The organism is Pantoea sp. paga (assembly GCF_007558755.1).
GTDB lineage: Bacteria > Pseudomonadota > Gammaproteobacteria > Enterobacterales > Enterobacteriaceae > Pantoea > Pantoea agglomerans.
In genome coordinates this window covers 178,887-191,880 of record NZ_VLTF01000003.1, presented here as the reverse complement: position 1 = coordinate 191,880, position 12,994 = coordinate 178,887, and the positions used below count along the sequence as shown (strand labels likewise).

The 12,994-nt window shown below is 57.4% G+C and carries 13 protein-coding genes; 9 read left to right on the top strand and 4 right to left on the bottom strand.

Going from position 1 to position 12,994, the window contains the following annotated elements:
- Positions 1 to 49: 49 nt before the first annotated feature.
- The 9 genes from FOV68_RS10770 (at position 50) to FOV68_RS10730 (ending at position 10,661) form a co-directional block, all read left to right on the top strand.
- On the top strand, positions 50 to 1,276 hold the full coding sequence (locus FOV68_RS10770) for an MFS transporter (protein ID WP_143990818.1): 1,227 nt from the start codon (positions 50 to 52) through the stop codon (positions 1,274 to 1,276).
- 223 nt (positions 1,277 to 1,499) lie between these two features.
- Positions 1,500 to 3,134, top strand: coding sequence for a TIGR04028 family ABC transporter substrate-binding protein (locus FOV68_RS10765; RefSeq protein ID WP_143990817.1), 1,635 nt, complete (start codon positions 1,500 to 1,502; stop codon positions 3,132 to 3,134).
- Between the two features lie 12 nt (positions 3,135 to 3,146).
- Entirely contained in the window at positions 3,147 to 4,088 is a 942-nt protein-coding gene (locus FOV68_RS10760) for an ABC transporter permease (RefSeq protein ID WP_143990816.1), read from the top strand.
- Positions 4,085 to 4,936 carry an ABC transporter permease gene (locus tag FOV68_RS10755; RefSeq protein WP_143990815.1) on the top strand — a complete coding sequence of 284 codons (852 nt, stop codon included), beginning with the start codon at positions 4,085 to 4,087 and terminating at the stop codon, positions 4,934 to 4,936. Before FOV68_RS10760 ends, FOV68_RS10755 begins: the two co-directional genes overlap by 4 nt.
- Positions 4,933 to 6,552: an ABC transporter ATP-binding protein gene (locus tag FOV68_RS10750; protein ID WP_143990814.1), complete on the top strand. Its 1,620-nt coding sequence runs from the start codon at positions 4,933 to 4,935 to the stop codon at positions 6,550 to 6,552. The genes FOV68_RS10755 and FOV68_RS10750 overlap by 4 nt, the downstream gene beginning before the upstream one ends.
- A complete protein-coding gene (locus FOV68_RS10745; protein ID WP_143990813.1) occupies positions 6,549 to 7,556 on the top strand; it encodes a putative FMN-dependent luciferase-like monooxygenase in 1,008 nt (335 codons plus the stop codon). The genes FOV68_RS10750 and FOV68_RS10745 overlap by 4 nt, the downstream gene beginning before the upstream one ends.
- Complete coding sequence (locus FOV68_RS10740) at positions 7,553 to 8,653, top strand: alkylhydroperoxidase domain protein (RefSeq protein WP_143990812.1); 1,101 nt, start codon at positions 7,553 to 7,555, stop codon at positions 8,651 to 8,653. Before FOV68_RS10745 ends, FOV68_RS10740 begins: the two co-directional genes overlap by 4 nt.
- A gap of 2 nt (positions 8,654 to 8,655) precedes the next feature.
- A complete protein-coding gene (locus FOV68_RS10735; RefSeq protein WP_115388303.1) occupies positions 8,656 to 9,795 on the top strand; it encodes an amidohydrolase in 1,140 nt (379 codons plus the stop codon).
- A gap of 20 nt (positions 9,796 to 9,815) precedes the next feature.
- On the top strand, positions 9,816 to 10,661 hold the full coding sequence (locus FOV68_RS10730) for a VOC family protein (RefSeq protein ID WP_143990811.1): 846 nt from the start codon (positions 9,816 to 9,818) through the stop codon (positions 10,659 to 10,661).
- 114 nt (positions 10,662 to 10,775) lie between these two features.
- On the opposite strand, the gene FOV68_RS10725 is transcribed toward FOV68_RS10730, so the two are convergent.
- The 4 genes from FOV68_RS10725 to FOV68_RS10710 all read right to left on the bottom strand — a co-directional run bounded on the left by FOV68_RS10725 (position 10,776) and on the right by FOV68_RS10710 (position 12,764).
- Positions 10,776 to 11,186, bottom strand: a complete 411-nt coding sequence (locus FOV68_RS10725) for a type II toxin-antitoxin system HigA family antitoxin (protein ID WP_137228094.1) — start codon at positions 11,184 to 11,186, stop codon at positions 10,776 to 10,778.
- 19 nt (positions 11,187 to 11,205) lie between these two features.
- Positions 11,206 to 11,607, bottom strand: coding sequence for an IS1 family transposase (locus tag FOV68_RS24565; RefSeq protein ID WP_370513285.1), 402 nt, complete (start codon positions 11,605 to 11,607; stop codon positions 11,206 to 11,208).
- 18 nt (positions 11,608 to 11,625) lie between these two features.
- Positions 11,626 to 11,898: an IS1-like element transposase gene (locus FOV68_RS24560; protein ID WP_370513284.1), complete on the bottom strand. Its 273-nt coding sequence runs from the start codon at positions 11,896 to 11,898 to the stop codon at positions 11,626 to 11,628.
- 350 nt (positions 11,899 to 12,248) lie between these two features.
- Entirely contained in the window at positions 12,249 to 12,764 is a 516-nt protein-coding gene (locus tag FOV68_RS10710) for a T6SS effector amidase Tae4 family protein (RefSeq protein ID WP_069026772.1), read from the bottom strand.
- Between the last annotated feature and the right edge of the window lie 230 nt (positions 12,765 to 12,994).

Genomic DNA, 12,994 nt, shown 5'->3' with positions numbered 1-12,994 from the left:
GGTCACCCTGGTGGCCGCTTTTTTAATGGCTTTATCGCAGGTATCCGTAATGGCTTTTTTCGAACCGGTCGCGCAACTGACCCGACGACATCTGATCTTTTCGCTGTCGCTGGTGTTGTTTGAGTTCGCCACCTATATCGCTCACGACATGATCCAGCCCGGTATGCTGCTGGTGACTCAGGAATTTAAGGTCGGGCCGGAGTGGGTCTCTACTTCGCTCACCGCCTATCTGGCCGGTGGCATTATACTGCAATGGCTGCTTGGCCCCCTCTCTGACCGCATCGGGCGGCGTCCGGTGCTGCTCAGCGGCGTGGCCTTTTTTATGCTCTCGTGTGTGGCGACGCACTGGGTGCAAAGCATTGAGCAGTTCGTCCTGCTGCGTTTTTTGCAGGGCGTCAGCCTCTGTTTTATTGGCGCGGTAGGCTACGCGGCGGTGCAGGAGGCCTTTACGGAATCGCTCAGCATCAAAATGATGGCGCTGATGGCCAACGTCGCCCTGCTGGCGCCGCTGGCCGGTCCGCTGGCGGGCGCGGCTTTTCTTACCATAGGGGAATGGCGCACCCTGTTCTGGCTGATTGGCGCTGTCGCGGCGCTGGCGCTGGCGGGTCTGTGGTATGCGATGCCCGAAACCGCAGGTGACCGACAGAAACCGCTGTCGCTGCGATCAATCATCAGCGGTTACGCGGCGTTGCTGAAGGATCGTCAGGTGATGCGCGGCTCGCTGGCCATCGGGCTGGTCACCGTGCCCTGCATCGCATGGGTCGCATTGTCGCCGGTGATTTTAATTCATGATGCGGGACTCAGCCGCATCGACTATGCGTTATTACAGCTGCCGGTCTTCGCCGCCATGATTGCGGGCAACCTGACGCTGGGACGCTTATCCAGCCGTCTGCCCATTGAACAGCCGTTACGGCTCGGTGCCTGGCCGGTGGTCTGCGGGCTGGCAATCGCAGTAATCGCTACCGTGCTAAATCCGCAAAGCTATCTGTGGCTGACTGCCGGAATTAGCCTCTACGGCTTCGGTGCCGGGCTGGTCAGTGCCGGACTCTATCGCATGACGCTTTTTTCCAGCAGCGCCGGAAAAGGCAGCGTGGCAGCGATGCTCGGCATGGTGAGTATTCTGATTATTGCCCTGGGCATTGAAGCAGCCAAAACCGCGTATTTTAGTTACGGCACCGGCGGCTTCAGTGTGGTGAACCTGATCTGCGGTCTGCTGTGGCTGGTTCTGGTCAGCGCTTTTCTGCGTGCAGGCCAGCGGAAATTGTGCGCGGAATAGCGGACCCTTATGAATCCGCTGTGTGACGTTGATAAAATATAACCCGGCAGGATGGCAGAAATTTATTTGCCATCCTGCAACTGAAATAAAGAGATTACATCCCACCCAATCCCGCATTTATTTTTTTCAGATAAGCTTTGACCAAATCGTTACTTTATCTGTGTGTTGCGTCATTCGATGATGATTCCGCCTGCTGAGGCAATTGATAACAAAGGAATTCACCATGACGACGTTATTTCCCCTTAAACCACGCGCACAAACGCTGGTTTTTACTTTACTTGCCGGGACTCTGACCTTTAACGCGGTGGCTGCACCGGTCAAAGGCGGTACGCTGATTTATCTTGAACAGCAGGCACATACCAACCTCTATCCGCCTGCCGGCGGCTTTTACCCTAATGGCGGCATTCTCAATCAGATCACCGATAAATTAACCTGGCAGAATCCCGAAACGCTGCAGGTTGAACCCTGGATTGCGGAAAGCTGGACCACCAATGCCGACAAAACCGAATACACCTTTAAATTACGGCCTGGCGTGACTTTTTCCGATGGCACACCATTAGATGCGAACGCGGTGGCGAAAAACTTTGATACCTACGGGCTGGGAAATAAAGCGCTGCGCCTGCCGGTATCGGAAGTGATTAATAACTATGAACGCAGCGAAGTGATCGACCCGCTGACGGTGAAATTCTATTTCAAAAAAACCTCGCCCGGATTTTTACAGGGCACCGCCACCATTGGCTCTGGCCTGGTCTCGCTGAGTACCCTAGCGCGCAGTTTCGATCAGCTGGGCGATGCCCGTCACATTATCGGCTCAGGCCCGTTTGTGGTCAGTGATGAGAAGCTCGGTCGGGAAGTGGATCTGGTGGCACGTAAAGATTATCAGTGGGGACCGAAAAACATTCAGCAGCAAGGTCCGGCCAATCTGGATGCGATAAAAGTGATCGTGACGCCGGAAGACAGCGTGCGCATCGGTGCACTGCTGGCGGGTCAGGCAGGCCTGATCCGTCAGGTGCAGGCCTACGATGAGAAGCAGGCTAAAGATCAGAACTTCCCGGTTTATGCCGCACCGACCCGTGGCGTAAACGACAGCCTCAGCTTCCGTCCGGATAATCCGCTGGTCAGCGATATCCGGGTGCGTCAGGCGCTGCTGCACGCCACCAATGCGAAACAGGTGGTTGAGACGCTCTTCTCGCCGAACTATCCGCAGGCAACCTCGGTCGTGGCGACCACCGCCGCCGGCTACGTCAATCTGGCGGACAAACTCACTTTTGATCTGACGAAAGCGAAGGCATTGCTGGACCAGGCGGGCTGGCAACCCGGTGCCGATGGCATCCGTGAAAAAGCAGGCCAGCGACTGGCGCTAACCGTCTATGAATCGCTGCCGCAACCGCAAAACAAAGAGGTACTGCAACTGGTGGCACAACAGTGGCGCCAGGCGGGCGTCGCCCTCAGCGTTAAAGCGGGCGATGCCGGCAGCAAAACGCTGGATAACCTCGATCCCCTTAAGACCCCGCTGAACGTCACCGAAGTCGGCCGTGCCGATCCCGACGTGATCAAAAGCAGTTTCTACCCGGCTAACCGCGACAACCTGCTGCAGAAAGGCGGCTCCAGCGACAAAGTGAAAAACTTCCGCGATGACAAACTGAACCAGCTGCTGGTTGCGATTTCCGCTGAAGTTGACCCGGCAAAACGGTTACAGCTGACCGGTGACGTTCAGCGCTACCTGCTGGACCAGGCCTATGTGATTCCGATCTTCGAAGAGCCGCAGGTCTATGCCGGTGCGCCCTGGCTGAAAGGGGTCAGTTTTGAAGCAGTGGGCCGTCCGGCGCTCTATGGCGCCTGGCTGGAAAAACAGTAACCGGAGGTGAGGATGCGTCATTATCTGCTGCAACGCGCTGGCATGGGTGTATTGGTCCTGTGGGCCGCGTTTAGCCTGTCGTTTGTGCTGCTACAGGTGCTGCCAGGCGATGCGGTCCTGATCAAGTTTCAGAATCCTGATCTCGGCCTGAGTCCGCAGCAGATTGCTGAGATGCGTCAGGCCTATGGCGCGGACAGCCCGCTGTGGCAGCAATATCTGCACACGCTGGCGGCGATGCTGCACGGCGACTTCGGCTATTCGGTGCAGGCGGGCGTGCCGGTCAGTGAACTGCTGACCAGCAATCTGCCCGGCACACTGCGACTGGCCCTGTGCGGCTTTTTGCTGGCGACACTGCTGGCATTCGTGCTGGCGACACTGTCGCGGCTGCCTGCCCTGCGCGGCCTGCGTAATCTGCTGCAGTCACTGCCCGCGCTGTTTATCTCAGTGCCGACCTTCTGGCTCGGCATAGCCCTGATTCAGCTCTTCTCATTCCAGCTGCGCTGGATCCCGGTAATCAATCCCTCACCGTGGCAGGGACTGATTCTGCCCATCATTACGGTCGCCGTTCCGAACTCAGCGCCACTGGCACAGATTCTGTTGCGCAGCATCGATGAGGTTGCAACCCGGCCATTTGTGGCGGTGGCGCGCGCCAAAGGGGCCAGCGAGCACTCTGTGCTGTGGCGGCACATCCTGCGCAACGCCATGCTGCCGGTACTCACTGTGGCGGGCCTGCTGCTGGGAGAACTGATTGCCGGTGCGCTGATTACCGAAACGGTGTTTGGCCTGGGCGGTCTGGGACAGCTGACGCAGCAGGCGGTGAACAATCAGGATGTGGCGGTGTTGCAGGCGGTGGTGATGATCTCCGCACTGGGTTTTGTGGTGATCAACCTGCTGGTGGATCTGCTGATGCCGCTGTTTGACCCGCGCTTACAGCTGTTACGAGGTGCAACATGAGTCTGGTTGATTACGCTGCCGCGCGGCAACCCGTGGCGGCAAAGAGGCGCACTTTACGGTTCTCGCCGGCCCTGTGGCTCGCCGTTTCAGTCATGCTGCTGGTTGTACTGGCAGCACTTTTCCCGACCCTTTTTACCAAGGTCAGCCCGATTGAAGGAATCGCGGGTGCACAGCGACTCGCTCCACAGGCCGGACACTGGCTCGGCACCGATCAGCTCGGCCGCGATCTCTTTGCCCGCATCGTTTACGGCGCGTCCCATTCGCTCTCCGCCGCCGTCATGGCGGTGGCGATCGGACTGCTGGCAGGTACCGCGCTGGGTCTGGTGGCAGGGGCTATCGGTGGCAAAACTGAATCAATTGTGATGCGCGCTGTGGATGTGCTGCTGGCGATTCCGGCGCTGCTGCTCTCTCTGAGCGTGCTGATTTTACTCGGTTTCGGCACCCTGAATGCCTCATTAGCAGTGGGCATTGCCTCCATCGCCAGCTTCGCCCGACTGGCACGCGCCGAAGTGGTGCGCATCCGTCACAGTGAGTATGTCGAAGCGGCTTACGGCAGCGGCGGCCGCTTTTTCAGCGTGTTGTGGCGTCACATTCTTCCCAATGCGCTGACGCCGGTGATCGCCTATGCCGCCCTGCAATTTGGTCAGGCGATTCTGGCGCTGTCGACTCTGAGTTTCCTCGGCTACGGCACCCCGCCGCCAGTGCCGGAATGGGGTCTGTTAATCGCTGAAGGGCGTAATTATCTGGCTACCGCCTGGTGGCTGACCACTTTTCCTGGTGTGGTGGTGGTCGCTGTGGTGCTCGCAGCCAACCGCATCAGCCAGCAACTTTCAGGAGGACGCCGATGAGCGCTCAGCCGTTACTCGTGGTCAACAATCTGACGCTAAGCTATCGCAGCGGCAACCGTTGGCAGCCGGTGGTACATAACGTCAGCTTCGAGCTGAACGCCGGGGAGATGGTGGCGCTGGTCGGGGAGTCCGGCTCCGGTAAAACCACCACCGCACAGGCGATAATGGGTCTGATGGCGGAAAATGGCCGCCGCGAAGGGGGCGAGATTCTGCTCAACGGCGTGGATATCAGTCAGTGGTCGCAAAAGCGCTTCGATACGCTGCGCGGTGCGCGCATCAGTCTGGTACCGCAGGATCCCGGTAATTCCCTGAACCCGGTGAAAACGGTCGGCGAACAGGTGGAAGAGATCCTGCGACTGCACCTGAAATTACCGTCAGCACAGCGCCAGCAGCGGGTGATTGACCTGCTGACGCGCGTCGGCCTCAGCCATCCGGAACAGCGGGTTAAGCAGTATCCGCATCAGCTGTCGGGCGGCATGAAGCAGCGGGTATTGATCGCCATTGCCCTCGCCCTGCAGCCGGAGATCATCATTGCGGATGAGCCGACCAGCGCGCTGGATGTCACGGTGCAAAAGCGCATTCTCGATCTGCTGGACAACCTGCGGCAGGAATCCCGCACCGCCGTGCTGTTTGTCACCCACGACCTGGCGCTGGCGGCGCAACGCGCAGATCGTATTATCGTGTTTCGTCACGGCGAGATTCAGGAATCGGGCCGCACTGAACAGGTTATCAGCGCGCCTGCTCATCCTTATACCCGTCAGTTACTGAATGATGCGGCACCGCAGCGACCCGCCAGAGTTAAATCTGCAACCGCCCGTTTTTCTGCCCCCGCCATCCGGGCAACCGGCGTGATGAAAAGCTTTTCGCTGGGTAAACAGCAGCGTCTGCAGGCACTGAACCAGGTCAGCTTTCAGGTGGCGCGCGGCACCACGCATGCCCTGGTAGGCGAATCCGGCTCCGGCAAAACCACGCTGGCGCGCATCGTTATGGGTTTTGAAACCGCCGACAGCGGCGAGGTGACGCTGGATGGCATCGTGGTCAACGGATTACGCGGCGAGGCGCTGCGTCAGCTACGGCGGAAGATCCAGTTTGTCTATCAGAGCCCATTTGCCTCACTCGATCCGCGTCAGACGCTGTATGCAATTATCGAAGAGCCACTGCGTAATTTTGAGCGGCTGAGCCGCAGTCAGCGCCGTGAGCGCGTGGAAGCGATAACCACGCGGGTGGCGCTGCCGCTCTCACTGCTGTCACGTCATCCTCACGAACTCTCCGGCGGTCAGCGGCAGCGTGTGGCTCTTGCGCGGGCGCTAATCTGCAAGCCGGAAATTCTGGTACTGGATGAGGCGACCTCGGCGCTGGATGTCACGGTGCAGGCGCAAATCCTCGACCTGTTGCAGCAGCTCCAGGCCGAACTGGGTCTGACCTATCTGTTTATCACGCACGACCTGGCAACGGTGCGGCAGATTGCCGACAGCGTCACGGTGTTAAAAGCGAGCGAAGTCGCAGAGCAAGGTGACGTTGTCACGATTTTCAGTTCGCCACAACATCCTTATACCCGGGAATTAATGGCTGCCATTCCTCCGCTTATTCCCTTAACCCACAAGGAGTCAGCATGAGCCGACGTATCGGATTTTTTACCCGGCTGCTGGATAAGGTGCCAGCGAAACAGCGCTATCAGCTGGCCACCGAACAGATTCAGCATGCCGAACGCTGCGGATTTGATAATGCGTGGATTGCTCAGCACCATTTTCATCAGGATGAGGGGGGTCTGCCGTCGCCGCTGCTCTTCCTGGCGCATGTCGCCGCGCAGACCCGCACCATCCGGCTCGGCACCGCCATCATCACCCTGCCAATGGAAAATGCGCTGCGGGTGGCTGAAGATGCCGCAGTACTGGATCTGCTGGCAGATGGGCGGCTGGAGATCGGGCTGGGCTCCGGTGGCACGCCGGATTCGTTTTTGCCGTTTGGTCTGACCTTTGCCGAGCGCGGTGCCGCTTTTGCCGACCATCTGCATACGCTGCTCAGCGCCTGGCGCGGGGATTCACTGGGGCATCCTGATAATCATCTCTATCCCGCCGCGCCGCAGCTTGCCGGACGGGTGTGGATCGCCACCTTCTCGGTTGAGGGCGCAATCCGTGCCGCTCAGGGCGGCCATGGCCTGATGCTGTCCCGCACCCAGCCGCGCCCGGCGGGCCAGCCTGAGCTACCGCTGGATGCATTGCAGAATCCGCTGATCGATGCCTATCTTGCGGCACTTCCTGCGGGAACCCCTCCGCGCATCCTCGCCTCCCGTACCGCATTCGTGGCCGATTCTGACCGCTATGCCCGTCAGGTAGCTGAAACGGGAATTCGTCAGCAGGCCGCGCAGTATCGTGGTGAATTACGCGGTGAACGCTTTGATGACCTGCTGGCGCAGTTTGATGCCCATGTTGGCGGCATCGATCAGGTGCAGCACTCGCTGGCGCAGGACAGCGCACTGGCGCGCGTCACCGACATCTCATTTCAGGTGCATTCGGTTGAGCCTTCGCATGCCGACACGCTGCGCTCGATTGAACTGATTGCCCAACATCTTGCGCCCGCGCTTCGTGCCGCTGGCGAACCTCACAGGAGAATTTCATGAATCAACCTGACGATTTGATCGCCACACTGGCAGATATCGATCCCGATTCCGAACTGGCCCATGCGCGCCAGACACGTCACGCCGCCACACAACATGCTCAGAATAGCTACACTCTGTTGTTTAGCCAGGGTGATGAGGATTTTCCGCTGGCGGAGCGACGTCTGCTGGCCGCACAGGTTGCCGGCTGGCATGCACAACCCGGCCTGCAGGCGCACTACCAGCCACAGGAGAGTCTGGCCGGGAGTGATCGGATCAATGCGGCACAGGCTTTTGCCCATCGCCTGACCTTTGAGCCGGTTACTGCTGCTCCCGCGCATCTGGAGGCTTTGAAACAGGCGGGCTGGAGCCTGCGCGGCATTGTCACACTGGCACAGCTGGTGGCGTTTGTCAGTTTTCAGAGCCGGTTGCTGGCGGGTCTGCGCAGCTTACAGGGCGATGAGGCACCGGATGAGATTGCCCCGGTAGTCGCCGGTCACTGGCACGAGGCCTTACATACCGCCAGCGGCAAAACTGCCCTGACCGCGTTTACGCAACAGGAACTCGGCTGGGAGCCCTGGCTGCCGGCAAAACCGCTGACGGAATTCAGCGAGGAAGAGCAGGCGACACTGGCAAAATTCGGTCACACCGACTCCGACTATTTTCGCCTGCTGGCGCGCAATCTGCCGTTGCTGGAGCAGCGTACCCTGACCGATAAAGGCATTTTTTATACCGCAGGAGGGCTGCCACGCGCCGAGCGCGAACTGGCTGCCACCGTGGTGAGTAAGGTCAACGGCTGCATTTACTGCGCCTCAGTCCACGCGCGTAAAGCCAGCCAGCTATCAAAGCAGGATGAAGCGGTACAGAAGCTGCTGAACGTCGCACCCGGCGCGGTGTTATCTCACGGACACGCCGCGCGCTGGCAGGCGATCATCGCATTCTCAGCAGCGCTGTCGCTGACCCCTGGCCAGCCGACACAGTCGCAGCTCTCTGCACTGCGTGAACAGGGTCTGGATACGCTCGCCCTGCTCGATCTGATTCAATCAACCGCCTTTTTTGCCTGGGCTAATCGCCTGATGCTGACGCTGGGCGAACCTTTTCTGCCGGAAAAACAGGGATAATCATGACTTTGCCTTTAACAGATCAACTGGTGCAGTGGCGTCGCGAACTGCATCAGCATCCGGAACTTTCGAATCATGAATTTGCCACCACGGAACGTATTACCCGCTGGCTGGAGCAGGCTGGAATCCGGCTGTTGCCGCTGGGGCTGAAAACTGGCGTCGTGGCAGAAATCGGTCATGGCGAACCCCTGATCGCCCTGCGCGCGGATATTGATGCGTTACCGATTGAAGAAACCACCGAACGCCCGTGGCGTTCACAGCAGCCGGGCGTGATGCACGCCTGTGGTCACGACGTTCACAGCGCCGTGATGCTCGGCGTGGCTTTGCAGCTGAAACAGCAGGAAGACAAGCTGCCAGGCCGGGTACGGATTCTGTTTCAGCCCGCTGAAGAGACCTTTAATGGCGCACGTCAGCTGATTGATGCCGGTGCGCTGGAAGGCGTTCAGGCGATATTCGGCCTGCATAATGCGCCCGACCTGCCGCTGGGCACGCTGCGCAGCCGGGCGGGCGCATTTTATGCCAACGTAGACCGCTTTGTGATCCGCATTGAGGGCAAAGGCGCCCATGCCGCGCGACCGCAGGAGGGCATCGATTCGATTGTCATTGCCAGCCATATCGTAACGGCTCTGCAGACCCTGCCGAGCCGGGTGTTCAGCTCGCTGGAAACGGTGGTGCTGAGCGTGACGCGCTTTACCGCCGGTAATACATGGAACGTGCTGCCGCAAAGCGTTGAGCTGGAGGGCACCGTACGCACCCACAACGGCGAAATCCGGGCGCAGATCCCGCACCGCATGCGATCCCTGATTCAGGGTATTGCCGCCGGGTTTGGTGCGACCGCCGAACTGGAGTGGACTGAAGGACCGCCGGCCCTGATTAACACGCCAGGCTGGGTGGATGTTGCGCTGGACGTTGCCCAACAGAGTGGCTATCTCGCGGAGCACGCTGAGTCGCCGCAGATGGGCGGAGAAGATTTTGCCTTCTATCTGCAGCAGGTGCCGGGGGCGTTTGTCAGCATCGGCAGTGCCAGCGAGTTTGGTCTGCATCACGCCGCCTTCGATCCTGATGAAGCGTTAATTGGCCCGGCGGTTGACTACTTCACGCAGCTGGTGCCGCGCGCGTTGCAGATTGTGGCGGCGCAATGACAAAAAAAAGGAGTGCTGCTATGTCAGTTCAGGTTCCACAACCGATTCTTGATCATGCGGTGATTAACGTGGCCGACCAGCTCGACAGCGCAAGCGCGCGCTTCCGAAGGCTCGGCTTTCAGCTCACTGAACGGGGTCATCACTCGCTGGGATCGAGTAATCACCTGGCTATTTTTGGTGAGAATTACCTGGAACTGCTGGGCTATGAGACGGGCAAAGGGAGCCAGCGTGCCGATCTCTGGCAGTCGCCGCTGGGATTGAGCGGTCTGGTGTGGAAAAGCAGCGATGCAGAGAGTGAATTTCAGCATCTGCAACGGCAGGATCTGGATGGCGATCCGCCAGCGGCTTTTCATCGACCGGTCACCCTGCCCGACGGTTCGGTGAGTGAAGCGCACTTTCGGACCGTGCGGATTCGCCCTTCACTGGTACCCAATGGCCGCAGCTTTTTTTGCCAGCATCTGACGCCCGAAGCGGTATGGCAGCCGGCATGGCAGCGTCACCCCAATGGGGTGCGTAATATCAGTGAGTTTGTGATTGTCGCGCAGGATCCGGCGCTTTCAGCCCTGGTCTATAGCCGCCTGTTTGGGGCCGCTAAGGTGCTCGCCTGTCCCGAAGGCGCCTTTGTTCTGCGCGCGGGTGCTGCCACGGTTCGTTTTGCTTCGGCAGACTATGCGCAGCAGCGGTTTGGCCCACTGCCGGAAGACTATGATGGCAGCGCCCGGATGGTCGCGCTGGGTTTTGAGACGGAGGATCTCGCCCTGGTGAAACGCGCGCTGGCGACGGGTGGCATTGCCTTTCAGGAGCAGCCCGAGGCGATTGTGGTGGAGTCGGCAGAAGGTTTTAACCTGGCACTGCGTTTTACCTGAGTGCAGATTCAGGAGGTGATGAAAAACGCCTCAACTGAGGCGTTTCTTCAGAGCACGGACCAATAAAATATAAAGACTTATCGAATCTTGATAGTCCATCGCAGCACGCTTAAATCAGAAAAACAGAGATGGCGACAGGCCAAACCGGGCGCATAATGCCCGTATATGCGACACAGTCAACTGACGTTCGCCGCTGAGGATTCGGCTAACCAGCGATTTTTTACCGATCTCATTTTCGAAGTCGCTCAGGCTAAGATTGTGTTGCTCAATAAGCACGCGCAGAATGCCGGGGCCTGTGCTGATTTCACTTTGACGTGCATTAAATTCGGCCAGCTCCGGATCTTTATCTTCATAGTGAGCAATGCGCGCGCAAAGGAGGTCAACCAGCGGATTATCCGGCTCATGTTCAATCAGATATTCGACCAGTTCCAGTGCTTCTTCATAATCCTCGCGCTGGCTGCTGCCAGCCAGCAGCGGCACCGCTTCAGCGAGCTCATTTGACAGCCTGATAGCTTCAGTATTCATTCGGTGGTGATGCCTCCAATTAGAAGAACATGTATTTTTCGATGAATGCCCCGATGACTTTTTCATGAAGCTCAACAGAGCGTGAAAAGCAGATCGTTTTGCGGGCCAACCGTTTGATCCGTGTTCTCAGCGTCAGGTTATTGCGCTCAATGCGCTGTGTAACAATCTTGCCGGTCAGGTGCTTCTCTTTCGGAAGCTCTCTGGCATAGCTCCCCCAGTCATCTGTGGTCAGCATTCCGATGTTAAAGGGCGTGAGCAGTGCCGGCAATTCACGACAGGTTTCATCGGTACGTGGACCAAAAGTGTAGGACAGCACGCCACCCGTTTTTGTGTTGTACGCGTAACAGAGCCAGTGCTGGCGGGCTTTGGCCGACAAAGCTCCATTGCTCATCGAGTTCACAGATAAGCGCCACATCAGCATGGGCTACCGGAGATGATGTTATTCGTCGTGGCGAGAGTTTTTTAAAGTCCGGATAACGGTGTTGATGCCGACCTTCAGTGTCCTGGCGGTATCGCGAACCCCGGCTCCGTTGAAAGCCATTACGGTGATCTGCTCTTTAACCCCGGGCTTGCGGGCTTCATAAGCATAAGTGAGCTGAAAGACGCGGTGGCACTCACAGCAACGAAACCGGGCATGTCCTTTCGGGTTCTGCCCATGACGATAAACCTGAGCAGACTGACAACGGGGACAATGAACGGCAACGCTGGCCATGAATAAGCCTCAAAAGCGAGAATTATACATTACATTCAACCAATTAGAGGCATCACCTAATTAAAAGGGCCACTCAAAGTGGCTCTTTTTTTTAAAAAACGCGCATGAAGGCATTCTGCACTATGATTGACGAGGCTTAATCAGTTTATTGGCAAAGTACCAGCCTGAAAACGCCCCCAGAACAGCCAGAACTAATGCTCCGATAAGGAAGATCGCGAAGTTTTGAGACATCTGATCCTCGCCATATATGGTGCCAACAAAAACACGACTGATTAGCGGCATTAGCAAGTACATTAACCCAGCGCCACAGACAGCCCCAAACAAAGTAAACAGCGTGATCTTTAGAAGCCTCATATCACCTTCCAAAACCAGATTTCCTTAGCATTAGCAAAACTCGACCATAATCCATCGACGTTCAGTCCCCACTGGATACGGAGATAACTGAGTTTTGTTGTCAGCCGGTCCCCATTCCATAAATCAATATGGTCACCACTGCGGTTAAGAAAACTTTCATTTCCCCGTCGCCAGTAGTCCTTAAAGAAGATAATCCCACGCTGATTTTTAAGCACCTCCTCAAAGTTATCAGCGCTGACCTTCACCATTGGAAAAACGCCTGGTATGCGAGCGTTTTTTAAGGCGTTTGCTAGCTCTTCAGCGCGTAGTATGTGGCCTTCGCTTTTAGGATGTAGCCAGCAAAACTGCACTCGTAACTTAGTAACGTCATAACCACATCGAGCCAGCGCCGTGCCTATGCGTATTGCACATTGATCGTCAAAAGCTTTATGTCCGTCCTTGCGACGACACGGATTTTCATCACCCTTTACCTCCGGGTGAGCATTCCATAATTCTGAAAAATGGATACTCATTTGCAGTCCCTTACAGTAGAAAATTGTCACTATAAGCATAAAAAACCAGCAACGCCAGATACGTTAAAATTGCTTCACAATTTTACGCAATTCTGAAAGTAAATTTTTCCCTATAGTTATCACGTTCCGCCAGCGCTGGCACGGCTTTGACACGTATGAAAGTTGCACAATTTCGCGCATAAACTGCGTGCAGGTGTGGTGGGGGACACGCGCCCGCTACGCGGCATGGT